This is a genomic window from Aeromonas sp. R5-3 (genome assembly GCF_040908225.1).
In the GTDB taxonomy this organism is placed as follows: Bacteria; Pseudomonadota; Gammaproteobacteria; order Enterobacterales; family Aeromonadaceae; genus Aeromonas; species Aeromonas dhakensis.
Map to the genome: position 1 here is coordinate 58989 of NZ_JBFODH010000011.1, position 25326 is coordinate 84314.

20 protein-coding genes and 1 tRNA gene are annotated in these 25326 nt (G+C 63.2%); 14 read left to right on the forward strand and 7 right to left on the reverse strand.

Annotation, left to right across the window (positions count from 1 at the left end):
- Positions 1-34 precede the first annotated feature (34 nt).
- The gene (gene dsbB, locus AB5Y95_RS05465; RefSeq protein ID WP_005300350.1) at positions 35-556 is read left to right on the forward strand and encodes a disulfide bond formation protein DsbB; all 522 of its coding nucleotides are present in this window, start codon (positions 35-37) and stop codon (positions 554-556) included.
- A 253-nt stretch (positions 557-809) separates the two neighbouring features.
- Here the strand turns inward: dsbB and AB5Y95_RS05470 are convergent, their stop codons facing one another.
- The 3 genes from AB5Y95_RS05470 to uvrB all read right to left on the reverse strand — a co-directional run bounded on the left by AB5Y95_RS05470 (position 810) and on the right by uvrB (position 3896).
- A complete protein-coding gene (locus tag AB5Y95_RS05470; protein WP_005300347.1) occupies positions 810-1463 on the reverse strand; it encodes a DedA family protein in 654 nt (217 codons plus the stop codon).
- Positions 1464-1629: 166 nt separating this feature from the next.
- Positions 1630-1887, reverse strand: coding sequence for a YkvA family protein (locus tag AB5Y95_RS05475; protein ID WP_254196850.1), 258 nt, complete (start codon positions 1885-1887; stop codon positions 1630-1632).
- Complete coding sequence (gene uvrB / locus AB5Y95_RS05480; protein ID WP_368159856.1) at positions 1884-3896, reverse strand: excinuclease ABC subunit UvrB; 2013 nt, start codon at positions 3894-3896, stop codon at positions 1884-1886. The genes AB5Y95_RS05475 and uvrB overlap by 4 nt, the downstream gene beginning before the upstream one ends.
- Before the next feature lie 136 nt (positions 3897-4032).
- Between uvrB and AB5Y95_RS05485 the strand changes: the two genes are divergently transcribed.
- From AB5Y95_RS05485 to AB5Y95_RS05510, 6 genes are all read left to right on the forward strand, one after another.
- Positions 4033-4108, forward strand: a tRNA-Asn gene (locus AB5Y95_RS05485).
- Between the two features lie 774 nt (positions 4109-4882).
- Positions 4883-6568 carry an aspartate:alanine antiporter gene (locus AB5Y95_RS05490; protein ID WP_010634129.1) on the forward strand — a complete coding sequence of 562 codons (1686 nt, stop codon included), beginning with the start codon at positions 4883-4885 and terminating at the stop codon, positions 6566-6568.
- A 196-nt stretch (positions 6569-6764) separates the two neighbouring features.
- Positions 6765-8282, forward strand: coding sequence for a transporter substrate-binding domain-containing protein (locus AB5Y95_RS05495; RefSeq protein ID WP_368159860.1), 1518 nt, complete (start codon positions 6765-6767; stop codon positions 8280-8282).
- A gap of 233 nt (positions 8283-8515) precedes the next feature.
- Positions 8516-9481, forward strand: a complete 966-nt coding sequence (locus tag AB5Y95_RS05500; protein ID WP_005300332.1) for a tripartite tricarboxylate transporter substrate binding protein — start codon at positions 8516-8518, stop codon at positions 9479-9481.
- Between the two features lie 57 nt (positions 9482-9538).
- Positions 9539-10000 (forward strand): tripartite tricarboxylate transporter TctB family protein, encoded by a 462-nt coding sequence (locus AB5Y95_RS05505; RefSeq protein ID WP_005300329.1) that lies wholly within the window; start codon positions 9539-9541, stop codon positions 9998-10000.
- Positions 10001-10009: 9 nt separating this feature from the next.
- On the forward strand, positions 10010-11542 hold the full coding sequence (locus AB5Y95_RS05510) for a tripartite tricarboxylate transporter permease (RefSeq protein ID WP_368159862.1): 1533 nt from the start codon (positions 10010-10012) through the stop codon (positions 11540-11542).
- Between the two features lie 78 nt (positions 11543-11620).
- Here the strand turns inward: AB5Y95_RS05510 and AB5Y95_RS05515 are convergent, their stop codons facing one another.
- The 4 genes from AB5Y95_RS05515 to AB5Y95_RS05530 all read right to left on the reverse strand — a co-directional run bounded on the left by AB5Y95_RS05515 (position 11621) and on the right by AB5Y95_RS05530 (position 16876).
- Entirely contained in the window at positions 11621-12286 is a 666-nt protein-coding gene (locus AB5Y95_RS05515) for a response regulator (protein WP_368159865.1), read from the reverse strand.
- Positions 12287-13870: an ATP-binding protein gene (locus AB5Y95_RS05520; protein WP_368159867.1), complete on the reverse strand. Its 1584-nt coding sequence runs from the start codon at positions 13868-13870 to the stop codon at positions 12287-12289.
- Positions 13867-15078 carry an ROK family transcriptional regulator gene (locus tag AB5Y95_RS05525; protein WP_005300317.1) on the reverse strand — a complete coding sequence of 404 codons (1212 nt, stop codon included), beginning with the start codon at positions 15076-15078 and terminating at the stop codon, positions 13867-13869. The genes AB5Y95_RS05520 and AB5Y95_RS05525 overlap by 4 nt, the downstream gene beginning before the upstream one ends.
- A 130-nt stretch (positions 15079-15208) precedes the next feature.
- Positions 15209-16876 carry a methyl-accepting chemotaxis protein gene (locus AB5Y95_RS05530; RefSeq protein WP_368159869.1) on the reverse strand — a complete coding sequence of 556 codons (1668 nt, stop codon included), beginning with the start codon at positions 16874-16876 and terminating at the stop codon, positions 15209-15211.
- A 131-nt stretch (positions 16877-17007) separates the two neighbouring features.
- On the opposite strand from AB5Y95_RS05530, the gene AB5Y95_RS05535 reads away from it, so the two are divergent.
- The 7 genes from AB5Y95_RS05535 (at position 17008) to nrfC (ending at position 25251) form a co-directional block, all read left to right on the forward strand.
- Positions 17008-17463, forward strand: coding sequence for a YchJ family protein (locus AB5Y95_RS05535; protein ID WP_368159871.1), 456 nt, complete (start codon positions 17008-17010; stop codon positions 17461-17463).
- 186 nt (positions 17464-17649) lie between these two features.
- On the forward strand, positions 17650-19329 hold the full coding sequence (gene glpA, locus AB5Y95_RS05540) for an anaerobic glycerol-3-phosphate dehydrogenase subunit A (RefSeq protein ID WP_368159873.1): 1680 nt from the start codon (positions 17650-17652) through the stop codon (positions 19327-19329).
- Complete coding sequence (glpB, locus tag AB5Y95_RS05545) at positions 19319-20599, forward strand: glycerol-3-phosphate dehydrogenase subunit GlpB (protein WP_124250050.1); 1281 nt, start codon at positions 19319-19321, stop codon at positions 20597-20599. Before glpA ends, glpB begins: the two co-directional genes overlap by 11 nt.
- 51 nt (positions 20600-20650) lie before the next feature.
- Entirely contained in the window at positions 20651-21853 is a 1203-nt protein-coding gene (gene glpC, locus AB5Y95_RS05550) for an anaerobic glycerol-3-phosphate dehydrogenase subunit GlpC (protein WP_017787200.1), read from the forward strand.
- Positions 21854-22465: 612 nt separating this feature from the next.
- A complete protein-coding gene (nrfA, locus tag AB5Y95_RS05555; RefSeq protein WP_368159877.1) occupies positions 22466-23911 on the forward strand; it encodes an ammonia-forming nitrite reductase cytochrome c552 subunit in 1446 nt (481 codons plus the stop codon).
- Positions 23912-23962: 51 nt separating this feature from the next.
- On the forward strand, positions 23963-24562 hold the full coding sequence (gene nrfB / locus AB5Y95_RS05560; protein ID WP_368159880.1) for a cytochrome c nitrite reductase pentaheme subunit: 600 nt from the start codon (positions 23963-23965) through the stop codon (positions 24560-24562).
- Positions 24559-25251, forward strand: coding sequence for a cytochrome c nitrite reductase Fe-S protein (nrfC, locus tag AB5Y95_RS05565; protein ID WP_016350544.1), 693 nt, complete (start codon positions 24559-24561; stop codon positions 25249-25251). Before nrfB ends, nrfC begins: the two co-directional genes overlap by 4 nt.
- The last annotated feature ends 75 nt before the right edge of the window (positions 25252-25326 follow it).

Here is a 25326-nt window from a genome sequence, read left to right on the forward strand (position 1 = left end):
ATTCAGCCACTGTTTTTTCTGTGAGATCAACCAGATGATAGAGTTTCTGCGACGTATAGCCGCCCATCGCCTGGCATGGGGCCTGCTTGCAGCCTCCGCCCTGTTCCTCGAGTTGAGCGCCCTCTTCTTCCAGCACGTGCTGGGTCTGCATCCCTGCGTCATGTGTATCTATGAGCGGCTTGCCACCCTCGGGGTCCTCATGGCGGCGCTGCTCGGCATGGTGGCTCCGCAGAAATGGTATGTGCGCTGGAGCGCCCTGCTGATGTGGGGCGCCAGTGCCTTCTGGGGCCTGAAACTGGCGCTCAAGCATGTGGATTATCAGGTAAACCCCTCTCCCTTCAATGTCTGCGAAGGGTTTGTCGACTTCCCGAGCTGGGCACCGCTGGATCAGTGGATCCCCTGGATGTTCTTCCCGGATGGCGACTGCAGCGAGGTCAGCTGGCAGTTCCTGAGCTTCTCCATGCCCCAGTGGCTGGTGGCCATCTTCGCCGCCTACCTGCTGGTGTTCGTGGTGGTGGCCATCGGCAACCTGGTCAAGGGGCGCTGCTGCAACTAGGTCGGATCAACATCATCCGTCGCGAAAAGGGAGCCAGTGGCTCCCTTTTTCATGAAGATAGTGGGTGGCACCTTGCCCCCTGATATCGTTCTTCAATGTCTCGCTCCCCTGCCAGCCATCCTGGTGACCGCTTGCTTGCTCGCCTATTAGCCTTTCCTCCAGGCTCATCAGTGAGAAATCAGCAATCAGAACCATGCTCAAACAAAAAAGGGAGCCTGCAGCTCCCTCTCATGACACGGCCAACAAGGCTGACTCAGGAAGCCACCTTGCCGGCGTTGAGCTTGGCTTTCACCATGCCGATCACCATGGGCAGCAGCGAGATGCCGATGATGCCGAAGATGAGCAGGGTAAAGTTCTGCCGCACCACCGGCAGGTTGCCGAAAAAGTGGCCGGCGTAGACAAAGGAGATCACCCACAAGAGCCCCCCCACCAGATTGAACGCCAGGAAGCGCGGATAGGTCATGGCCCCCATGCCCGCCACGAAGGGGGCGAAGGTACGCACTATGGGCAGGAAGCGGGTGATGATGATGGTCTTGCCGCCGTGTCTGGCGTAGAAGGCGTGGGTCTTGTCCAGATAGTCCCGCCGGAAGATCTTGGAGTCCGGGTTGCGAAACAGCTGCTCGCCGAAGAAGTGGCCTATGGTGTAGTTCACCACGTTGCCGAGCACGGCAGCGATGATCAGCACGGCCGCCAGGGTGTGCACGTCCAGCACGCTGCCCACGGTGAGGGCTCCGGCGGCAAACAGCAGGGAGTCACCCGGCAGGAAGGGGGTGACCACCAGTCCGGTCTCGCAGAAGATGATGAGAAACAGGATGGCGTAAACCCAGATACCGTAGTTTTCAAACAGCTCTTTCAGATGCACGTCAACGTGCAGGATAAAGTCGATTGCAAAGAGGATCAGATCCATTTTTCCATACTCATGATGTGAACGGCGTGGAGTCTACGCCAATGCCAGGCAGGCCACAATCGCTGTGGACAGCCTCCTGTGCTCGCCGCTTGGCGTCGCTCGAATGAAACCGTTTATCCCGCCTCAGCCTCCCCCCGATATCGCAAACCTGTCGTGCCCTGACCGCTCAGGAGGCGCTCTCCAGATCCTTGCGCACCGGCGCCGGCAGACAACGCTCCCAGCCCCACAGGAGGAGCAACAGCAGGGTGGCGTCATCGAGCCAGCCGACCAGCGGCACCAGGTCGGGCACCAGATCCATCGGGCTGATGCCGTAGAGCAGCACCAGGATCACCAACCCCCTGGCCCACCAGGGGGTGGCTGGATGGCGAAAGCCCTGATAGAGGCGACGCAGGCGCCGCCAGATGAGCCAGCGTCGGGCGCTCATGACTCGATCAGCTCGCCGCGCAGCCGCTGGATCTGATCCCGCAGCGCCGCCGCCTGTTCGAACTCCAGATCCCGCGCATGCTGGAACATCTGCTCCTCCATCCGTTTGATCTCCTTGGCGATCTCGCTGGCGGAGCGGGCGTGGTACTCCCCTTGCGGCTCGGCGGCCTTGCGGCTCCCCTTGCCGGCCTTGCCCGCGGTGCGGCTGCCCCCCATGTCCATCACATCGCCGACGGACTTGTTGAGCCCCTTCGGCGTGATGCCGTGCTCCAGGTTATGGGCGTGCTGCAGGGCGCGGCGCCGCTCGGTCTCTTCAATCGCCACCTTCATGGAGTTGGTGATGGTATCCCCGTAGAGGATCACCTTGCCGTTGAGGTTGCGCGCCGCCCGGCCTATGGTCTGGATAAGCGAACGGGTGGAGCGCAGGAAGCCCTCTTTATCAGCATCCAGGATGGCCACCAGGGAGACCTCCGGCATGTCGAGGCCTTCGCGCAGCAGGTTGATGCCCACCAGCACGTCGAATTTGCCAAGGCGCAGATCGCGGATGATCTCCACCCGCTCCACGGTATCGATGTCCGAGTGCAGATAGCGCACCCGCACCTCGTGATCCGCCAGGTATTCGGTCAAGTCCTCCGCCATCCGCTTGGTGAGAGTGGTGACCAGCACCCGCTCCTCCACCGCCACCCGCTTGCGGATCTCGGAGAGCAGATCGTCCACCTGGGTGCTGACCGGCCGCACTTCCACTTCGGGGTCAAGCAGACCGGTGGGGCGCACTACCTGCTGCACCACATCGCCGCCGGATTTGTCCAGCTCGTAGGGGCCCGGGGTCGCCGAGACGAACACCGTCTGCGGCATCAGCGCCTCGAACTCGTCGAACTTGAGCGGCCGGTTGTCCAGCGCCGACGGCAGCCGGAAGCCGTACTCCACCAGGGTCTCCTTGCGGGATCTGTCCCCTTTGAACATGGCGCCGATCTGCGGCACGGTAACGTGGGATTCGTCGATGATGAGCAGGCCGTCCCCCGGCAGGTAGTCAAACAGGGTGGGCGGCGGTTCACCCGGCGCGCGGCCGGAGAGGTAGCGGCTGTAGTTCTCGATGCCGGAGCAGTAGCCCAGCTCCTGCATCATCTCCATGTCGAACTGGGTGCGCTGGCTGATGCGCTGCTCTTCCACCAGCTTGTTGAGGGACAACAACTGCTCGCGTCGCCCCTTGAGCTCCTCCTTGATGTGCTCGATGGCCCCCAGGATGGTCTCACGCGGGGTGGCGTAGTGGGTCTTGGGGTAGATGGTGTAGCGCACCACCGTCTGCTCGATGGCGCCGGTCAGCGGATCGAACAGGGAGAGCCGCTCCACCTCTTCGTCAAACAGCTCTACCCGCAGGGCCAGCTTGTCCGACTCGGCGGGGTAGATGTCGATCACCTCCCCCCGCACCCGGAAGGTGCCGCGCTGGAAGGCCATGTCGTTGCGGGTGTACTGCAGCTCGGCGAGGCGGCGCAATATGTCCCGCTGGTTGATCACATCCCCCACTTTGAGGTGCAGCATCATGCTGAGGTAGGCCTGCGGATCCCCCAGGCCGTAGATGGCCGACACCGAGGCGACGATCACCACGTCGCGCCGCTCCAGCAGCGCCTTGGTGGCCGACAGCCGCATCTGCTCGATGTGATCGTTGATGGAGGCATCCTTCTCGATGAAGGTATCGGTGGTCGGCACATAGGCCTCGGGCTGGTAGTAGTCGTAATAAGAGACGAAATACTCCACCGCGTTGTCGGGGAAGAACTCCTTCATTTCCCCATAGAGCTGGGCCGCCAGGGTCTTGTTGGGAGCCAGGATCATGGTGGGACGATTGAGGGTCGCGATGACGTTGGCCATGGTGAAGGTCTTGCCCGAGCCGGTCACCCCGAGCAGGGTCTGATGGGCGAGGCCAGACTCGATGCCGTCGAGCAGCTGGGCGATGGCCCTCGGCTGATCCCCGGCGGGTTGAAACTGGCTGGCCAGCTTGAATAACTTGCTCATGACGACTCCCGGCAAAAAATACGCAAGAGCAGAAGTGTACTCCGAGATGGGGTGGCCTGGGTATCCACTCTGGCAGCAGAAGCGGCTATTGACCTCGAAATGCGACCTCTGTATGATGCTCCTCCTTGCCTGATGTTCCCCCGTAGTTCAGTCGGTAGAACGGCGGACTGTTAATCCGTATGTCACTGGTTCAAGTCCAGTCGGGGGAGCCAATTCCTCACCATCTCGGTGCAAGTTATCCACTTTAGTGCTTTCCTCTACCAATTTTAATGCACAAGCCGCACCCTGCGGTGACCTCTCCCTTTTTCTCCCCCATCCGCCTCGACAGCGTTTTGTTCTGCTGCGCGTAACTATTTGATTTTTATAGAAACAATCTTTTTCAGGTATTTTTTGAACAGTCCTTGCAGCCCAGTATTGGCGCGGGCTACAGCCTGATCACCAAGTTTCATGAACAGGGTTATCCACAGTTTCTGTGGGTAAGTAGGCCAAAGCCAATGACGGCCTAGGTTGGCAGGCCATTGCCGGCAAGGCCGGCACGTTTGACTCGCCAACCTCATTTTCTGCTGTTTTTGCCGCGCCCCCCGAATGGGTCTCCAGTGCCCCCATCAGATGCTTTTTACAGATATCTTTTCGCCATCCCGCCACAGATGGGTCACCCTGCACGGGTAGGCCGCGACCAACCGCCAGACTCATCCTATCCCCATCAGTCAAAAATGCTGCCAGAGAGCCAAATCAGCCGACCAAACAGCAGAGCGTAAAATTTCAAGCGGCCCCCGAAGACGAGGATCACAGATAGCAGGAATCACTAATTGACAGCGGGGCTGGCAGAGGGAAATAGAGGTCATTGCCGCAGGTGCCCCCCAGTTACCCTCATGACCCCGAGGGCGGTGGCGGGTTAGTACCGATTAATGCGCCTTTGACGCTTCTTTATTGGTGAGGGATCCGGCACAATGTCGGCCCCACTTTTTTCCTCGGTTTTTCCGGGCATGACCATAGATTTCGTGACACTGCTACATCAAAGCGACTCCCTGCTGCTGTTCGTGGTACTGGCTTTCGGCCTGCTGCTCGGCAAAGTCAGGGTTGGCAACTTCCAGATAGGCAACACCATAGGCGTGTTGTTCACCGCCCTGCTGTTCGGCCAGATGGGCTTCGAATTCAGCACCACCACGGAGAACGTCGGCTTCATGCTGTTCATCTTCTGCGTGGGGATCGAAGCGGGGCCGCACTTCTTCAGCGTCTTCCTGCGCGACGGCATCCACTACATCACCCTGACCCTAGTGATCCTGCTGACCGCCCTCTTCCTCACCGTGGGACTGGCCAAGTTCTTCAACCTGGGGCCGGGCATGGCCGCCGGCATCCTGGCCGGTTCGCTCACCTCGACCCCGGCGCTGGTGGGGGCCCAGGATGCCCTGCGCAGCGGCCTGCTCAACCTCCCCCATCAAACCGACATGCAGTCGGTGCTGGACAACATGGGCATCGGCTATGCCTTGACCTATCTGGTGGGACTGGTGGGCCTGATGATGGTGGTGCGCTACCTCCCCTCGCTGGCACGGCTCGACCTCAACACCGAGGCGCAGAAGATCGCTCGCGAGCGCGGTCTCTCCGACAACGAGAGCCGCAAGACCTACCTGCCCATCATCCGCGCCTACCGGGTCGGCCCCGAGCTGGCGGCCTGGATCGGTGGTCGCACCCTGCGCGAGACCGGCATCTATCCTCACACCGGCTGCTACGTGGAGCGGATCCGCCGCAACGGCATCCTGGCGAGTCCGGATGGTGACGCCGTCATCCAGGAAGGGGACGAGATCGCCCTGGTAGGCTACCCCGAGAGTCACGAGAAGCTTGACGTCAACTACCGCAACGGCAAGGAGGTGTTCGACCGCAACCTGCTTGACCTGCAGATCGTCACCGAAGAGATAGTGGTGAAAAACGACGCTGTGGTGGGTCGCCACCTGGTGGAGCTCAACCTCACCGAGAAGGGCTGCTTCCTCAACCGGGTGGTGCGCTCCCAGATCGAGATGCCGTTCGATCGCAACATCATGCTGCAAAAGGGCGACGTGCTGCAGATCAGCGGCGAGAAGCAGCGGGTCAAGCTGCTGGCCAACAAGATCGGCTTCATCAGCATTCACAGCCAGACCACGGATCTGGTGGCCTTCACCACCTTCTTCGTGCTGGGCTTGCTGATTGGCTCCGTCTCCCTGGTGTTCGGCCAGCTGGAGTTTGGCCTCGGCAACGCCGTCGGCCTGCTGCTGGCGGGGATCCTGATGGGCTACCTGCGCGCCAACCACCCCACGGTGGGTTATGTGCCGCCGGGCGCCCTGCGTCTGGCCAAGGATCTCGGCCTTGCCGTCTTCATGGTGAGCACCGGCCTCAAAGCCGGTGGCGGCATCCTGGATCACCTGAGCGAAGTGGGGATGGTGGTGCTCTTCTCCGGCATGCTGGTGACCACCTTGCCGGTGCTGGTGGGCTACCTGTTCGGCGTCTGGGTGCTGAAGATGAACCCGGCCCTGCTGCTCGGCGCCATCACCGGGGCCCGTACCTGCGCCCCGGCCATGGACGTGGTGAACGAGGCGGCCAACAGCTCCATCCCGGCGCTCGGCTATGCCGGCACCTATGCGGTGGCCAACGTCATGCTGACCCTGGCGGGCTCCTTCATCATCGGCTTCTGGTTCTAGCGCCGACCAAGTGTCGTCAAAGGGGAGCCACTGAGGCTCCCCTTTTTATTCCCTGCTCTGTTCACCGCCTCCCCGCTGCCTGACCCCTCATCGGATAGGGCCTATGGTGCTATCCACCCCCCGCCGAGCAAACCCAATGAGCTAAAGCGCCCGCCCCATGCCGCTTACACTCAATGAAAAACATGAGGGCAGTATCATGACGCGGTTATGGATCCTCCTCCTGTGCGGACTGCTGTGCGGCCCGCTGCAGGCCGCAACGCCAGCGCAGGCCGACGCCGAGCCGGCCGCACTGACGTTCAACAGCGACCAGCTGGCCCAGCCCCAGCTTGGCGATCTCGATGCCATGCTGGCACGGCGCTCCATCCGGGTGCTCACCACCTACAACAAGACAGGTTACTTCATCGACAAGGGGATACAGCGGGGCGTCACCTATGACGCCTTCATGTTGCTGGAGAAGCGGCTCAACGAGCAGTTGCGCAAGCAAAAGAACCTCAAGCGCCATCTCAAGCTGCACCTGATCTTCATCCCGGTGGCACGCGAAGCCCTGTTGGATGCCCTCATCGCGGGCAAGGGTGACATCGCCGCCGCCAACCTCACTATCACGGACAAGCGCAAGGAGCAGGGCGTGGCATTCACCGCTCCCCTGCTCGACAACGTGCAGGAGCTACTCATCTCCGGCCCCCTCTCCCCCAAGGTGGAAAGTGCCGCCGACCTGGCCGGCCAGCGCATCTACGTGCGCCCCTCCTCCAGCTACTTCGAGAGCCTCATGGCCTACAACCAGGCACGCAAGGCGGCGGGAGAGCCGCTCATCGACATTCAACCGGCCCCCGAGGCACTGGAGGACGAAGATCTGGTAGAGATGGTCAACGCCGGCCTGCTCCCTTTCATCGTCATGGACGAGCACAAGGCGCGCTTCTGGCAGAAGATCTTTCCCGCCATCCGGATCCATGAACAGCCGGTGTTCCGGCAAGGGGGTGTCATCGCCTGGGCGGTGCGCAAGGAGAGCCCGCAACTGCTGGCCATGCTCAACAAACAGATCAAGGCGCTGCGCGGCAAGGCAACCGGGGACGAGCTCCTCGCCCGTTATCTCAAGCAGAACAAGTTCGTCAAGAGCGCCGCCGCCGAGGCCGAGCGCAAGAAGTTTCTGCAGGTGGTGGATCTGTTTCGCGCGTATGGCGAGAAATACGAGGTGGACTGGCTGCTGATGGCAGCCCAGGGTTATCAGGAGTCGGCCCTCAACCATCAGGCGCGCAGCCACGTCGGCGCCATCGGCATCATGCAGATCATGCCCGCCACCGGCAAGGGCCTGAAGGTGGGCGACATCCGCCAGCTTGAGCCCAACATCCATGGCGGCGTCAAATACATGCGCTGGATGATCGACCACTACTATGCGGACGAGCCCATGACCGCCCTCGACAAGGCGCTCTTCTCGTTCGCCTCTTACAATGCCGGCCCCGCCCGGGTGGCACGGCTGCGCACCGAGGCCAAGAAACGGGGGCTGGATCCCAACGTCTGGTTTCACAACGTCGAGTACGTGGCGGCGGAGAAGATAGGGCCCGAGACCGTCACCTACGTGGGCAACATCTACAAGTACTACATCGCCTACAAGCTGGTGGTGGAGCAGTTGCAACGCAAGCAGCAGGCGAGCGAGGCCCTCAAGCAGCAGGGAGCCAGCGGCGACCAGGTCTCCGCCGCCCCCGCATCACAGGGATAAGCCAGCCCCCTCTTTCGCGAGGCTCCCCTTCTGACGGGGAGCCTCGCGCCTTTTCAGCCGGCGGCGCAGTGCAGCCTGCCCCCCCTTCCGGCCTGCCATGAGCGGGCAGTTCTCCCTGTCGTGACCAGAATGAACAATATGGCCACAACAGCCTTAATAGCCATTACGGTCAGATTGTTTTCCAACCAGACATGATTAATTAACCTTCCTGCAACAATCACAAGGAGAGCACCATGTTGCAAGGAACCTTCAAGCGTACCCTGATCGGTAGCCTGCTCGCACTGAGCTTCGGCGCCCACGCCCAGATCAACGAAGTCCACTTCCTGATCCCAGGCGGCGCCGGCGGCGGCTGGGATACCACGGCCCGCGGCACAGGTGAAGTGCTGGCCAAGTCCGGTCTGGTCAAGACCGTCTCCTACCAGAACATGTCCGCCGGTGGCGGCGCCAAGGCCATCGCCCACCTCATCGAGACCTCGGCCCAGTCCGACAAGACCCTGATGGTCAACTCCACCCCCATCATCGTCAAATCCCTCTCCAAGGAGCTGCCCCAGTCCTTCCGTGATCTGACGCCGGTAGCCGCCATCATCGCCGACTATCAGGCGCTGGCGGTGAAGGCGGACTCCCCTTATCAGAACTGGGCCCAGCTGCTGGCCGCCTACGAGGAGAACCCGGCCAAGGTGAAGATCGCCGGGGGCTCCGCCCGTGGCAGCCTGGATCACCTGGTCGCCGCCCTGACCTTCAAGAACGCCGGTGCCGACGCCAGCAAGCTGCGCTACGTCGCCTACGATGCCGGCGGCAGCGCCATGGCCGCCGTGCTGGCCGGGGAGACCCAGGCCATCTCCACCGGCTTTGGCGAGGCGATGGAAGCGGTCAAGTCGGGCCAGATGCGGATCCTCGGGGTCACTTCCGACAAGCGCCTGCCGGGGGCGGAGCAGATCCCCACCTTCAGCGAGCAGAACAACCCCACCGTCTTCGCCAACTGGCGCGGTTACTTCGCCTCCCCCACCATCAGCCCGGAGAAATCCGCCGAGTTTGCCGCCCTGCTCAAGCAGATGTACGACAAGCCGGAGTGGGAAGTGGTTCGCAGCCGTAACAGCTGGACCAACCTCTACAAGTCCGGTCCCGAGTTCACCGCCTTCCTCGACGGCCAGGAGCAGCAGATTGGCGGCCTGATGCGCGAGCTCGGCTTCATCAAGTAACCCTCGTTGTCACATCGCAGGCGGGCGCAGGCCCGCCGCTCATGTTGGAGTCAAGAGATGAACATCACCAAGGAGCGACTGGGGGGGCTGCTGTTTCTGCTGCTCTCCCTCGCCTATGGCTATTACGCCACCGAGATACCGGGCTACCCCGGCGACGAATACGAACCCTTCACCGCCAGTACCCTGCCCTATGCCCTGGCCGGGATCGGGGCGCTGCTCTCCCTGCTGCTGGTGCTCTTTCCCGGGGGTGAGCCTCTGCGCCGGGAAGAGGGGGACTGGCGCCGGGTCTTCATCCTGCTCGGTCTCATGGTCATTTACGGACTGGGACTCACCTGGTTTGGCTTCGTGCTCTCGACCATCGCCTTCCTGAGCGTAGGCATCCGGGTACTGGGTGAGCCCAGCCTGCGCTACGGTCTGATGATCAGCGTCCCCTTCTCCATCGGTTTCTGGGCCCTGCTCACCAAGGGGCTCAACGTCTATCTGGAGCCGGGTCGCCTGTTCACCCTGCTCGGTTTCTAAGGAGTCACCATGTTAGACGGAATCTTGCAAGGACTCGGCACCGCACTGCTGCCGGTCAACCTGATGATGGTGGTGCTTGGCTGCTTCATCGGCACCTTTATCGGCATGCTGCCGGGCCTTGGCCCCGTCACCGCCATCGCCCTGATGATCCCCATCACCTATGGCCTGGATCCCTCCTCCGGCATCATCCTGATGGCCGGCGTCTATTACGGCGCCATTTTCGGGGGCTCCACCTCCTCCATCCTGATCAACGCCCCCGGCTGCTCCGCCACCGTGGTCACCGCCTTCGACGGCTACCCCCTGGCCTGCAAGGGACAGGCGGGCAAGGCGCTGGCCATCGCCGCCTACGCCTCCTTCACCGGCGGCACCCTCTCCGCCATCATGCTGATGGTGGCGGCGCCCCTGCTGGCCAAGGTCTCCCTCTCCTTCCAGTCGGCGGACTACTTCGCCCTCATGGTGCTGGGGCTCTCCGCCGTGGCGGCCTTTGCCGGCAAGGGGCAGGTGCTCAAGGCGCTGATCATGGCGCTGTTTGGCATCATGATCTCCACCATCGGCATCGACCGCAGCGTCGGGGTGGACAGGTTCACCTTCGGCCTGCCGGACCTGCGCGACGGCTTCTCCTTCCTGCTGCTGGCCATGGCCACCTTTGCTCTGGCGGAGATCCTGATGGCGGTATTGCGCCCCGGCAAGGACAACAGCGAGGAAGAAGCCAGGCAGATGCAGCAGCTCGGCAGCCTCAAGCTGAGCAAGGAGGAGGTCAGGGAGATCGCCCCTCCCATCGCCCGCTCCTCGGTGCTGGGCTTTCTCATCGGCGTGCTGCCGGGGGCCGGCGCCACCATCGCCGCCTTCATGGCCTACGGCGCCGAGCGCAACATCGCCGGCAAGCAGCGCCAGGAGCAGTTCGGCCAGGGTAGCCTGCGCGGTCTGGCCGCGCCGGAAGCGGCCAACAACGCCGCCTCCACCGGCTCCTTCGTGCCCCTGCTGACCCTGGGGATCCCGGGCTCGGGCACCACGGCCCTCATCCTGGGCGCCCTAGTGGCCTACGGCATCCAGCCCGGCCCGCGCCTCTTCATGGAGCATCCGGACGTCTTCTGGTCGGTGATCATCTCCATGTACCTGGGCAACGTGGTGCTGTTGATCCTGAACCTCCCCCTCATCCCCTATCTGGCCAAGGTGCTGGCGGTGCCTCGCCCCGTGCTGATCCCCATGGTGCTGCTGTTCTCCCTGACCGGGGTCTATCTGGTCTCCTTCAACACCATGGACATCCACGTGATGACCATAGTGGCGCTCATCGCCATCGGCCTGCGCCTGCTCACCTTCCCCATGGCCCCCATGCTGCTCGGCTTCATCCTGGGGGGCATGCTGGAGGACAACCTGCGCCGGGCCCTGGTGATCAACGACGGCAGCCTGAGCTTCCTGTGGGAGCGCCCCATCACCCTGGCCTTCACGGTGATCACCCTGACCATGCTGCTGTTGCCGCTGTGGCAGTGGTGGCAGGCGCGCCGCGCACCGGCCGCCACACTGCAATCCGAGCCAAGCTGAGTTGGCGGATCCCACACAGCAAAAGAGCGCCGACAGGCGCTCTTTTTATTGGCAAGAGTGGATGGGGAGTTACGCCAGTCAGGGCTGGCGATAACGCCGCTCCGGCCGGCCAACGGTGCCGTACTCCAGCTCCGGACTCGCCAGTTGCTGGCCCACCAGAAACTCCAGATAGCGGCGCGCCGTGGTGCGGCTCACCCCGACCCGGCCACCGATCTCCTCGGCGCTGGCTCCTTGCTGGGTCAAGGCCGCCAGCACCCGCTGCAGGGTGAGGCCGTCGATCCCCTTGGGCAGGCCACCCGCCGCCACCTGCTGCAACGGCGTGCCAAACAGGGCGTCCACCGCCTGCTGATCGATGTCCGCCAGGGCCGCCAGGGCGGCGCGGCTCTGGCAATATTTGTCGAGGGTGTCGCGCAGCCGCTCGAACACCACGGGTTTCAAGATGAAATCCACCACCCCGAGCCGCATCGCCTCCTGCAGGGCACCGGCCTCCCTCGCCGCGGTGAGCAAGATGACGTCCAGACTCGCCCCGGCCTGACGCAGCTCGCGCAACAGGGCAAACCCCTCGCCATCGGGCAGCCAGACATCCAGCAGCACCAGATCGGGCTTGAGGATGGCGATCTGCTCCCTGGCATCGAACAGGGTGAGCGCCACCCCCAATACTTCGAAACCTGCCAGTCGCTGCACGAAGCGGAGGTGGATCTCGGCGATGGCCGGATCGTCCTCGACGATCAGGATCTTGATCACTCACACCTCCTTGGGAATGTAACAGACGACGCAACTCCCCTGCGCCGTGGCTTCGATGGTGATGGTCCCCTGCAGGGCATCCAGGGTCTTGCGCACCAGGGAGAGGCCGATGCCGTGATCCGGCTCCGCCTTGCTGCTCACCCCCCGCTCGAACAGCCGATCCGCCAGCGCAGGGTCGATGCCGCCGGCCCCGTCTTCCACCTCCAGAATGAGATCCTGGCCGAGATCGCTCAGGGCCACCCGCACCGGCTGGTAGGGGGTACCGTGGCGACGGGTCGCCTCGAAGGCATTGTCGATGAGATTGCCCAGCACCGTCACCAGCTGGGAGCCGCTGACGCGAAGGGGAATGTCGTGCAGGCGGGAATCCGGGTCCACCTCCAGCACCAGCCCCAGCTCGTGAGCCCTGTGGTATTTGCCGAGCAGCAGGCCGGCCACCTTGGGCTTGGCGATGGCGCTCATCAGGAAGCTGAGCAGGCTCTGCTCGGTGGCCGCCTCCCGCCCAATGAAGGCGAGCGCCTCACGGGTGGCCCCGAGCTCGATGAGCCCGGCGATGGTGCCGAGCTGGTTGTGGTGTTCGTGGGTCTGCACCCGCAGCAGATCGCTGTAGGCCTGCACCTGAGAGAGCTGGGCACTGAGCTCTTCCAGCTCGTCCTTGCGCCGAAAGCTCGACACCGCGCCGATCAGCTTGCCCTCGCGCACCAGCGGCAACCGGTTGACGATGAGGGACTGGCCGTTGAGCACTATCTCCTCGTCAAACTGGGGGCGCGGATCCTGAATGAGGGAGAGCATGCGGCTCTCCGGCAGCAGCCGGGTAACCGGCTGGCCGATGGCGACCCGGGCGGCGGCCTCGTCCAGACGCAGCAAGCGGATACCATTGGGGTTGAGGGAGGTGAGCCGCCCCTGCTCGTCGATGGTGAGGATCCCCTCACGCACGGTGCGCAGGGTGCAGTCGAGCTCGGCATAAAGGCGGCCGATCTGCTCGGGCTCGAAGCCAAGGATGGCACGTTTGTAACGGCGGGCCAGCCAGGCGGCGGCCAGGCTGTTGAGCAGCACGATGAGCAGGGTCATGGCAAGGCCGAAGCGCAGGAACCCCTGCAGATCCGCCTCGATATCCCGCACCAGATAACCGACCGACACCACCCCTATGATCTGGCCGAGCTCATCGCGGATGGGACTCTTGCCGCGCACCGAGACCCCGAGGGACCCTTGCGCGCGGGAGATGTAGGACTCCCCCTGCAAGGCCCGTTGCGGGTCATCCCCCATCATGGGCTGGCCGATGCGATCCGCATTGGGGTGCACCAGCCGGCGCGCGTCCTTATCGCCGACGACGATGTAGCTGGCGCCGACCTCGGCGCGGATCCGCTCCACCAGCACGTTGAGGCGGGCGGTGTCGGCCCGTTTCACCCCGGCGATGACGCCGGACTCTCGCGCCACCAGCCGCGCCACGTCGAGGGCCTGATCCCCCACCTCGCGGTAGCGCTGCTCGGACACATAGTAGTAACTGGCCCCGCTCAGCAGCACCAGTTGCAGCAGACTGACCAGACAGAGCATGAGCAGGATGCGTCCTTGCAACCCCAGCCTCATGCCTCCTTGTCGCCTCGCAACAAGTCGAGCAGCAGGCTGCCGTCGCGCAGGGCCTTGTGCACCTGTACCGAGGTGGGCTTGGTGGGATCTTCGTAGAAGTGGGTGGATTCGATCTGCAGGCGCACCAGGTATTCGGCCGGCAACTGGCTGGCCAGCGACTGGTGCAGCATGGGGAACAGCAGCCGATCGGCGCGGGTGATCTCCCCCCCCAGCAGCAACTTGCCCGGATTGAGCAGACAGATGAGGTTGGAGAGCACCCGGGAGAGCCGCCCCGCCGCCTGATGGAGGATGTCCTGACAGAGGCTGTTGCCCGCCAGCGCCAGCTCGCACAGCTCGCGAATGGTGACGCTCTCGGGCAAATCGTGCTCCTGCATCCGCTCGCGCAGATCCCGGTATTGCGCCTCCAGCGCCTGATTGGTCACCAGGGTGCAGGCACAGCCGAAGCCGCCGCAGTAGCAGCGCTGACCGTAGGGCTCGAGCTGCAGGTGGCTGAGATCGCCGAGCAGCGCGTTCTCGCTCTCGATGAGCTGACCGTTGACCACCATGCCAACCCCGATGTCGTTGTGCACGAACACCAGCACCGCATCGGCGCAGTTCTTGGCGGCGCCCCACTCACGCTCGGCCTGGATCCAGGTGCGCACGTCGCCGCTCACCAGCACCGGCACCGCGAAGGCCTCCTGCAGGGTCGGGCCGAGCGGCCAGTTGCGCAGGTCATAGAAGGGAAAGTGCTTGACCATGCCGGAGTGGCGCTCCACCTGCCCGGGCAGGCAAAGGGCGATGCAGGCCAGACGCAGCGCTTTTTTGGGCAAGAAGCCCTCGATGGCCCGCACCAGGCTGGCCAGCAGGTCGGCGCGCTCCCCTTCGCTGAAGACGTGACGATGGCGGGCGAGGGAGCGGCCTGCCAGATCGAACAGGGCCATGTCCACATAACCGCGCCCCAGGCGCATGGAGAGGAACTGGAAGCGGCGCTCGTTGATGCGCAGCAGGGTCTGGCGGCGACCGCGCCCCACCGAGCTCTCGCCGCAGGTGACCACCAGACCGCCGTCCAGCAGCTCGCGGGTGATCTTGGTGATGCTGGCAGGCGAGAGGCCAGTCAGGCGGGAGAGATCGGTACGGGACAGCTCCTTGTGCTCCTCCAGGCTGGCGTAGACCAGGCCATAGTTGAGCTGACGGATCAAATCGATACTGCCTTTCACGATCTCATTCATAGGGTAAGGGGCAACAGCTGACACAGAGGGCGACAATTTTCACACATTATTGATCAATCCCCAAATAAAGTGCGGCCTGAACCGGGGGCCAGGCCGCATCTTGTGAGGGATATCCCCTCTTGTCACCCCATCAGTAGCGGAACTGGGAGACCAGCTTGCGCAGCTTGTCCCCGGTGCTGGCCAGATCGCGGGTGGTGCTGTTGGACTCGACCGCCGCATCGGTCAGCTCGCTGACGATCTGCTGAATGGCCACCAGGTTCTTGTTGATCTCCTCGGAGACCGCATGCTGCTCCTCGGCGGCGGTGGCGATCTGGATGTTCATGTCGTTGATGGTACTGACCGCCATCACCATGCTGTCGAGGGAGGTGGCGATGTGGCTCGCCTCCTGCACCGTCTCCTGGCTGCGATCCTCGCTCGCCTGCATCACGTCCACCGCCTGTTTCACCCCGCCCTGCAGGCGCTGCAACATCTCGTTGATCTCCTTGGTGCTCTGCTGGGTGCGACCGGCGAGCGATCGGACTTCATCCGCCACCACCGCAAAGCCGCGTCCCTGCTCGCCGGCCCGGGCCGCCTCGATGGCGGCGTTGAGCGCCAGCAGGTTGGTCTGCTCGGCAATGCCGCGAATGACCTCCACCACGGATCCTATCTTGGCGGTCTCCTGCGCCAGCTGCTCGATGACGCCGGAGGCGGTGTGCACCTCGCCCACCAGCCGGTTGATGCTGTTGATGGCGGTGCCCACCACGCCGCGGGCGGCATCGGATTCGCGCGCCGCATCGCTGGTGGCGGTGGCGGCGTTGGAGGCGCTGGCCGCCACTTCCTGGGCGGTGGAGCTCATCTCGGTCACCGCGGTGACCACCTGATCCGTCTCCCGGCTGTGGCCGTGCATCTGATGGTCATAGTGCTCGCTCAGGTGGTGCAGCTTCTCCACCGCGCTGAACAGATGATTGCTGGTCTCCCCCACCTGGCTCACCACCGACTGGATCCTCGTCACGAAGCGGTTGAAGGCGGTGGCCAGCTGACCAATCTCGTCATGGCTCTGTACCTTGAGGCGCTGGGTCAGATCCCCCTCCCCGTCGGCGATGTCGTTGAGAGCCGAGACCGCATCCGCCAGCGGCCGGGTGACCCGGTTGCCGATCACCACGGTGGCGGCCAGGGTCACCCCCAGGATCACCAGGATCAGCAGCACGCTGCTCTGCAGCGAGTCACGCATGTTGCTCTCGCGTTCGGTGCGCAGCGCCGCCAGCTCGTTGTCGATGTCGTCGATGTAAAAGCCGGTGCCGATGACCCACTGGTACTTGTCGAGCACCAGGTTGAAGGAGAGCTTGGGCGCATCCCGGCCGATGGAGGGCTTGGCGGTCCAGTATTCGGAGAAGCCATCCCCCTGGCGCGCCGCCTTGACGATCTCCTGGATCAGCAGCTTGCCCTTGGCATCCTTGTCCTGCCAGCGGTTCTTGCCCTCCATCTCGGGACGGGGAGGCAAGAGTATCGCCGTGCCCTGAAAGTCGTAGACGAAGAAGTAGCCGTCGCTGCTGTAGCGCAGCGGACGCAGCATCTCGATCACCTGCTTGCGCACCGCCGGAGTGTCCGGCTGGCTGTAGACGGCATCGATGGCCGTCTTGGCCAGCATCAGATAGCTGCTGAGCAGTTCCTTGCGATCCTTGATCGCATTCTCCCGCGCCACCACCAGATCGGCTTCCAGATCACTCTTTGCAATCATGTAGTTGCTGAGATTGACCACCAGGGCCATCAGGAGCACGGGGACGGCTCCCAACAACAGGATTTTCTGCTTTAGCGTCATCTTTTACATCCTTGCAGCTGTTTTTATGAGTGTTCCGTTCCTACCAGACCAGTATAGGATGCTGGTCGACGGGGACCCGCTTTCGCTACAATCCCCGCCCTCTATATCTATCGACTCTGATGGCCAGACACATGAACAAATGTCCTTGCGGTTCAACTCTTTCTCTCGAATTGTGCTGTGGATCACTGCATCGGGGCGCCGCCGCCCAGACCCCGGAGCAGCTGATGCGCTCGCGCTACAGCGCCTTTGTGCTGGGACTGGGGGAGTATCTGGTACACAGCTGGCACCCTGACTATCTGAACGGGCTGACTGCGGAGCAGCTCTCCCAGACCGACACCCAATGGGACGGGCTCGAGATCCTCGCCAGCCAGGGCGGCCCCGCTGACACCCTTGGCATGGTGGAGTTCAAGGCCTGGTTCATGGAGGGTGAAGAGCGCCACTGCCTCCATGAGCGATCCCGTTTCGTGCGCCATCAGGGGCGCTGGGTCTATACCGATGGCGAACAGGATCCGGCACCGCTGCGGGTGGGGCGCAACGACCCCTGTCCCTGTGGCAGCGGCAAGAAGTTCAAGAAGTGCTGCGGCTGAGTGCCGTGTCGACAGAGGGGGCCCAGCGGCCCCCTCTGCTGTTATGAGAGTGTGACAACAATCACGATTTGCTCATTAACACCCCTTTCAATGAGCGTTTGCGAACATTAACTTGGCCCATATCAAACATTTCTGCCCAGAGACAGGCCACACTGGCACCATCTGGAAGAGATGAGACGGGCAAGAATGAAAAGAATAACCACACAAGTCGTCATCATAGGGGGTGGCGCCACCGGAGCCGGCATCATGCGCGATTGCGCACTGCGCGGCATCGACTGCATCCTGCTTGAGCGGGACGATATCGCCGCCGGCACCACCGGCCGCAACCATGGCCTGCTTCACTCCGGCGCCCGCTACGCAGTGACGGATCAGGAGTCCGCCCGCGAGTGCATTCAGGAGAATCGCATCCTCAAGCGGATCGCCAGCCACTGCGTCGAGGACACCGGCGGCCTCTTCATCACCCTGCCGGAAGATGACATCCATTTTCAAACTACCTTCATGGACGCCTGCGCCCTGGCGGGCATCGACGCCCGCCAGCTGGATCCCGCCGATGCGCTGCGCCTCGAACCCAACGTCAACCCGGCGCTGATCGGTGCCATCCAGGTGCCGGACGGCACGGTCGACCCCTTCCGCCTGGCCGCCGCCAACGTGCTGGATGCCAAGGAGCACGGCGCCCGCATCTTCACCCACAGCAAGGTGCTTGGGCTCTTGCGCACCCAGGATCGGGTGCACGGGGTCAAGGCCATCAACACCCGCACCGGTGAAGCATTCGAGGTGGAGTGCCAGGAGGTGATCAACGCCGCCGGTATCTGGGGCCAGCAGATCTGCGAGTACGCCGATCTCGGCATCCGCATGTTCCCGGCCAAGGGCTCCCTGCTCATCATGGATTACCGCATCAACCAGCTGGTGCTCAACCGCTGCCGCAAACCGGCGGATGCGGATATCCTGGTGCCGGGCGATACCATCTCCCTCATCGGCACCACCTCGAGCCGCATCGATTACCACAAGATTGACCAGCTCACCGTCGAGCCCGAAGAGGTGGAGGTGCTGCTGCGCGAGGGGATAAAACTGGCCCCCATCATGGCCCGCACCCGTCTGCTGCGCGCCTATGCCGGGGTTCGCCCGCTGGTGGCGGTGGATGGCGACGAGTCGGGCCGCAACATCAGCCGCGGCATCGTCTTGCTGGATCACGCCGAGCGTGACGGGCTCAAGGGCTTCAACACCATCACCGGCGGCAAGCTGATGACCTACCGGCTGATGGCCGAATGGGCCACCGATCTGCTGGCCAGGAAGCTTGGCAACAGCAAACCCTGCCGCACCGCCGAGCTGAGCCTGCCCGGCTCGCGGGATCCGGAGAAGGTCTCCGCCCCCGGTCTCTCGGTGCCGGCCGAAGGCTCGGCCCAGTACCGTCACGGCGAGCGGGTCATCGCCTTTTTCCGCGACAATCCCAAGGCCAACGCCCTCATCTGCGAGTGCGAGATGGTGACCGCAGGTGAAATCGAATACGCCCTGCGCGAGCTGGATGTGGACAACCTGGTGGATCTGCGCCGCCGTACTCGCCTCGGCATGGGCCCCTGTCAGGGGGAGCTGTGCGCCTATCGCGCCGCCGGCCTGATGCAGGAGTACGGCAAGGCCGACGGCCGCCAGGCTTGCGTCATGCTGCGCCAGTTCCTGGAGGAGCGCTACAAGGGCACCCGCCCCGTGCTGTGGGGCGATGCCCTGCGCGAAGCCGAATTTACCTACTGGATCTACGAGGGGCTGTTCGGCCTTGGCGAGTGGACGGCCCCCCACCTGGTGGCCGAGCCCCCCTTCCCGCAAGACGCCAGCACCGCCAATCCCACCAAGGAGCGCAGCCATGAAATTTGACAGCATCGTTATCGGCGGCGGCATGGCGGGCCTCTCCGCGGCCCTGCGCCTGGCCGAGGCCGGCCAGAAGACCCTGCTGATGGCCTCCGGCCAGAGCGCCCTGCACTTCTCCTCCGGCTCGGTGGATCTGCTGGAGAGCGAGGGAGATCCCCGCGCCGCCCTGCCCGCCTTTATGGCCGCCAACCCCGAGCATCCCTACAGCAAGGTAGGGCTGGCCCATATCGCGGCGAGCCTCGATGATCTGCAGCGCCACTGCGCCGCCCAGGGCTTGCCGCTGTTTCGCCAGGAGCGCAACCACCAGCGGCTGACCCCCATCGGCACCCTGAAATCTACCTGGCTCTCCCCCGACACCTGCGCCTGCGTGACCGATGCACCGGCCCCCGACGCCATCCTGCTGGCCACCCTGGAGGGATTTCGCGACTTTCACCCCGAGCTCGCGGCGGCGAATCTCGCGACCCACGCGCGCTTCGCCCACTGCCGCATCCTGACCGGGGAAATTCGCCTGCCCCAGCTGGCCGAGTTCAGCCGCAATCCCCACGAGTTTCGCTCCGCCGACATCGCCCGCCTGTTTGACAAGCAGGGCAATGGCCAGCATGACCTGCTGACGGATCTGGCCCGCGAGATCAGCCGCATGGTGCAGGAGAGCGGCGAGCCGCGCTGCCACCACCTGGTGCTGCCCGCCTGCCTGTCACTCGGGCTGGTCGGCCCGCGCCTGGCGGAGCTGGAGCAACGCACCGGCTGCATCATCAAGGAGGTGGCCACCATGCCGCCGTCGCTTATCGGCATGCGGATGCAGGAAGCCCTCAAGCGCCGCTTCATGGCCCTTGGCGGCACCTTCCTCACCAGCGAGCGGGTGCTGGGCGCCCGCTATGACGGCGATCGGGTCATCGGCGTACACAGCCAGAATGGCGACGATCAACTCTTTGAAGCGGATAACTTTGTACTCGCCTCCGGCAGCTTCTTCAGCCGCGGGTTGGAGTCGCGTCTGCGCGGCATTCGTGAGCCCATTTTCAACGCCGATGTGCTGAGCCTGCCCGAGCGCGACGCCTGGGCCGGTCGCCGCCTGTTCGACCACCACCCCTTCATGGGCTTCGGGGTCAAGACCGACGACAAGCTCAGAGTGCTGCGTGGCGGCAAACCGCTCGCCAACCTCTATGGCGCCGGCAGCGTGCTGGCGCACTATGACCCCATAAAAGAAGGGTCAGGGTCAGGCGTGGCCGTTGCCACCGGCTGGCAGGCTGCCGGTCATATTCTGAGCTCAGCCCAATGATGATTTCGACCCATATCCCGTGCCTTCACACCCAACGGGAGGAGAACTGACATGCTACTGGATCATGCCAACCAAACCTTCGATCAGTGCATCAAATGCACCGTCTGTACCGCCTACTGTCCGGTGGCCAAGGCCAACCCGGCCTACCCAGGCCCCAAGCAGGCAGGCCCGGATGGGGAGCGGCTGCGCATCAAGAGCCCGGAGCTCTTTGACAGCGCCCTCAAGTACTGCACCAACTGCAAGCGCTGCGAGGTGGCCTGCCCGAGCGGGGTACGCATCGGCGACATCATCGCCAAGGCCAAGCACCAGTACAGCGGCTTCAAACCGGGGATCCGCGAGTTCGTGCTCTCCCACACCGATCTGATGGGCAGCATGTCCACCCTGATGGCCCCGGTGGTCAACTTCACCACCGGCCTCAAGCCGATGAAGCTGGTGCTGGACAAGGCGCTGGGGGTCTCCTCCCACCGCGATCTGCCCAAGTACTCCCAGGGCACCTTCCGCGGCTGGTACAAGAAGCAGAAGGCGAGTCAGGCCCGCTTCGAGCGCCAGATCGCCTACTTCCACGGCTGCTACGTCAACTACAACCACCCGCAGCTCGGCAAGGAGCTGGTACAGGTGCTCAACGCCATGAACATCGGCGTCCAGCTGCTGGAGCGGGAGAAGTGCTGCGGCGTGCCGTTGATTGCCAACGGCTTCATGGACAAGGCCAAGCAGCAGGCGGCCTTCAACATCCAGCAGCTGGAGAACACCCTGCTCGGCAACGAGATGCCGCTCTTGGCCACCTCCTCCACCTGCGGCTTCACCCTGCGCGACGAATATCCCCACCTGCTGGAGCAGGACAACCACAAGGTGCGCGATCGCATCTCGCTGGTGACCCGCTTCCTGTGGAACGAGTTCTACCAGGGCAACAAGCCGGCGATGAAACCGCTCAATCTGCACATCGCCTACCACACCCCCTGCCACATGGAGAAGATGGGGGGCGTCATCTATACCCTGGAGCTGCTGCGCGCCATCCCTGGCGTCAAGGTGACGGTGCTGGACTCCCAGTGCTGCGGCATCGCCGGCACCTACGGCTTCAAGTCGGAAAACTACCAGACCAGCCAGGCCATCGGCGAGGGGCTGTTTGATCAGATAAACCGGCTCAAGCCCGATCTGGTCATCACCGACTGCGAAACCTGCAAATGGCAGATCGAGATGAGCACGGCGTTCCGCTGCGAACACCCCATCCACCTGCTGGCCCAGGCACTGGCCTGATCCTCTTGCCACGCCCAGCCAGACAGCCCGCTCGGCAAAAAGGCCGACAAGCAAATACCAGATGGAAAAAGAGCCGGCAATTGCCGGCTCCTCTTATTGGATAATTCTATTGGGTCATCACCCGAATGAGCCATGCCCTCAATAGGCAGCCCATTGATTGAATCCGGCTACCGACGGCCACATCGCCTCCCCTTTAGCACCACCCACCTAGCATATTTATTCATATTAATTTTATTATCCCCAAATAGATAGAAAACCGGCCGCATTGCGGACGTCTCCTTGCCTGACGCGGGCTGGCGGGCAACTGTGCCCACTGTCGCCAGGTAGCGGCGTTAACAATGGTGCAATAAGTTGAGTTTCCTCATAATTTAACCGGGATCTCATTTCCGCTCGTTGCCGGCTCCGACAATTGATCTAGCGCAATCCCGCTCCCGATAAATCATCATTCGTTTTACCCATTTGGTAATATCCAGCTCGAGCCATCGCATAAATACATGGGTTTTATTCACTAATAACAATTAATCGGCCTGCCTGCTCCTGCCTTGTGCGGGGGCTGATGCCCACATCCAGGATGGAACGGTCAGGCTTGGCAATCAGATCGATTTGGGAGTGATGATCGTGAGTTCACACAACAGACAGACCAGGCTGGGCCTCGCCGCCCTGCTGCTTACCACCTGCCTTGGCACCAGCGGCTGGGCACAGGCGGCCGACGAAGCTCAGCCCAAGGGCAAAGTAGAGGCGCGCAGCGAGCTGTTCGCCAAGGATCACGCCGATCAGTTCAGCAGCTGGAAGGCCACCGGCGAGAGCCGCGAGCGCACCGATGCCCTGGCCGAGGACCCCAACATGGTGGTGCTCTGGGCCGGCTACGCCTTCGCCAAGGATTACAACAAGCCGCGCGGCCACTTCTATGCGCTGACCGACGTGCGGGAAACCCTGCGCACCGGCGCCCCCAAGAGCGCCGAAGACGGTCCGCTGCCCATGGCCTGCTGGAGCTGCAAAGGCCCGGACGTGGCCCGCGTCATTGACGAGAAGGGTGAGGATGGCTACTTCAAGGGGATGTGGGCAAAAGGCGGACCCGAGATCGTCAACACCATCGGCTGCGCCGACTGCCACGACACCGCCTCGAAAGAGTTCAAGGAAGGGAAACCCGCCCTGCACCTCTCCCGTCCCTATGCCGATCGCGCCATGACCGCCATCGGCAAGCCGTTCAAGGAGCAAGGGCGCTTCGATCAGCAGTCCCAGGTGTGCGGCCAGTGCCACGTGGAGTACTACTTCACCGGCCCCACCAAGGCGGTGAAATTCCCCTGGGACAAGGGCACCACGGTGGAGCAGATGGAGCAGTATTACGATGAAATAGGCTTCGCCGACTGGACCCACGCCCTCTCCAAGACCCCCATGCTCAAAGCCCAGCACCCCGAGTACGAGACCTGGCGCGCCGGTATTCACGGCCAGAACAACGTCGCCTGCGTCGACTGCCACATGCCCAAGGTGCAGAACGAACAGGGCAAGGTCTACACGGATCACAAGGTGGGCAACCCCTTCGATCGCTTCGACCAGACCTGCCGCAACTGCCACACCCAGAGCAAGGAGATGCTGCAAGGGGTGGTCAAGCAGCGCAAGGATGCCATTCACGATCTCAAGCTCAGAGTCGAGAAGCAGCTGGTGCACGCCCACTTTGAAGCCAAGGCCGCCTGGGATGCCGGCGCCACCGAGGCCGAGATGAAGGACATTCTGCAGGACATCCGTCACGCCCAATGGCGCTGGGACTTCTCCATCGCCTCCCACGGGGTGCAGATGCACGCCCCGGAAGTGGCGCTGCGCATGCTGGGAACCGCCCTGGACAAGGCCGCCGATGCCCGCACCAAGCTGGCACGCCTGCTGGCCGCCAAGGGGCTCAGCCAGGAGATCGCCATTCCTGACATCTCCAGCAAGGAGAAGGCCCAGGCCGCTCTTGGCATGGACATGAAGCAGATGAACAGCGACAAGGCCCGGTTCCTCAAGACCACAGTCCCCGCCTGGGATGCCGAGGCCAAAGCGGCCGGACGGCTCGCACAATGACAAGGCATGCGGGCCCGCAGTGTCGGGCCCGCAGCCGGATGGAGGCTTCCTATGGGTGATTTAACAATGGATTTCTTACGACTGATGCTGATGGCAGCCATGCTGCTGACCAGCCTGCAGGGTCAGGCCGCCGATGCGGCGAACGCCCCTGCGGCCCTCTCTGCCACACATGAGGTGGAGTTTTTGCGCAATCCCGATGCTGCCTGTACCGACTGCCACAAGGAGCAGGAGTACGGCATGCACGGCAAGCATGGCCAGGCGACCAACCCCAACAACCTGGCGCCGGTCACCTGCACCAACTGCCATGGTCAGCCCTCCCCCAAACACAGGGAAGGGGTCAAGGACGTGATGCGCTTTAGCGACAGCTTCAACAACAAACAGAGTACCGAGAGCTACCCCATCGCCGAGCAGAACGGGGTCTGCATGAGCTGTCACGAGCCCAAAGTGCTGCGCGAGGCGCTCTGGGCCCACGACGTGCACGCCACCAAGCTCACCTGCACCAGCTGCCACCAGCTGCACCCGGCCAAGGAGCCCATGGTGGCTATTCCGGAGAAGTCCCGCATCAAGCTCTGCGTCGACTGCCACAGCAAGCAGCATGAGGCCGTCAAGGCGGCCAAGGCAAACACCACCTCGGGCAAGGAGGCACCATGAGCTGCTCTCGCCGTCACTTCATGGCGGGGATGAGCGCGGGGGCCCTCATCATGATGACGGGGGCTGCTCGTGCCAACACCCGCTCCCTTGCCACCACCCTCGCCCACAGCCAGACCATCGACGGGGTCCGCTACGGCATGATCCACGACGAGACGGCCTGCATCGGCTGTACCGCCTGCATGGATGCCTGCCGGGAGGTCAATCAAGTGCCAGAGGGGGTCTCGCGCCTCGAGATCATCCGCTCCGGCCCCATTGGCACCTTCCCCGATGCTGAGTACCACTTCTTTCGCAAGTCCTGCCAGCACTGCGACAACGCCCCCTGCGTGCACGTCTGTCCCACCGGTGCCTCCCATATCCGCAAGGAAGATGGCATCGTCGACGTCAACCCGGATCTCTGCGTCGGCTGCATGTACTGTCTGGCTGCCTGCCCCTATCAGGTGCGCTTTATCAACCCTGTGACCAAGGTGGCCGACAAGTGCGACTTTTGCCGCAAGACCAACCTAGCGGCGGGCAAGGAGCCGGCGTGCGTGGAATCCTGCCCCACCAAGGCGCTGGTATTCGGCAATCTGGATGACCCGGACAGCCCCATCGCCAAACGGCTGGTGAAGGAGACCACCTATCGCTACAAGCAGGCACTCGGCACTTCGCCCAAGATGTACCGCGTGCCCAAAGGGGAGATAAAGTCATGACCATGCAAGCGGCGTTTCACTTCCCCTCCCTCGTGTGGGGATTTGCCCCATCGCCATCTACCACGGCAATAACCG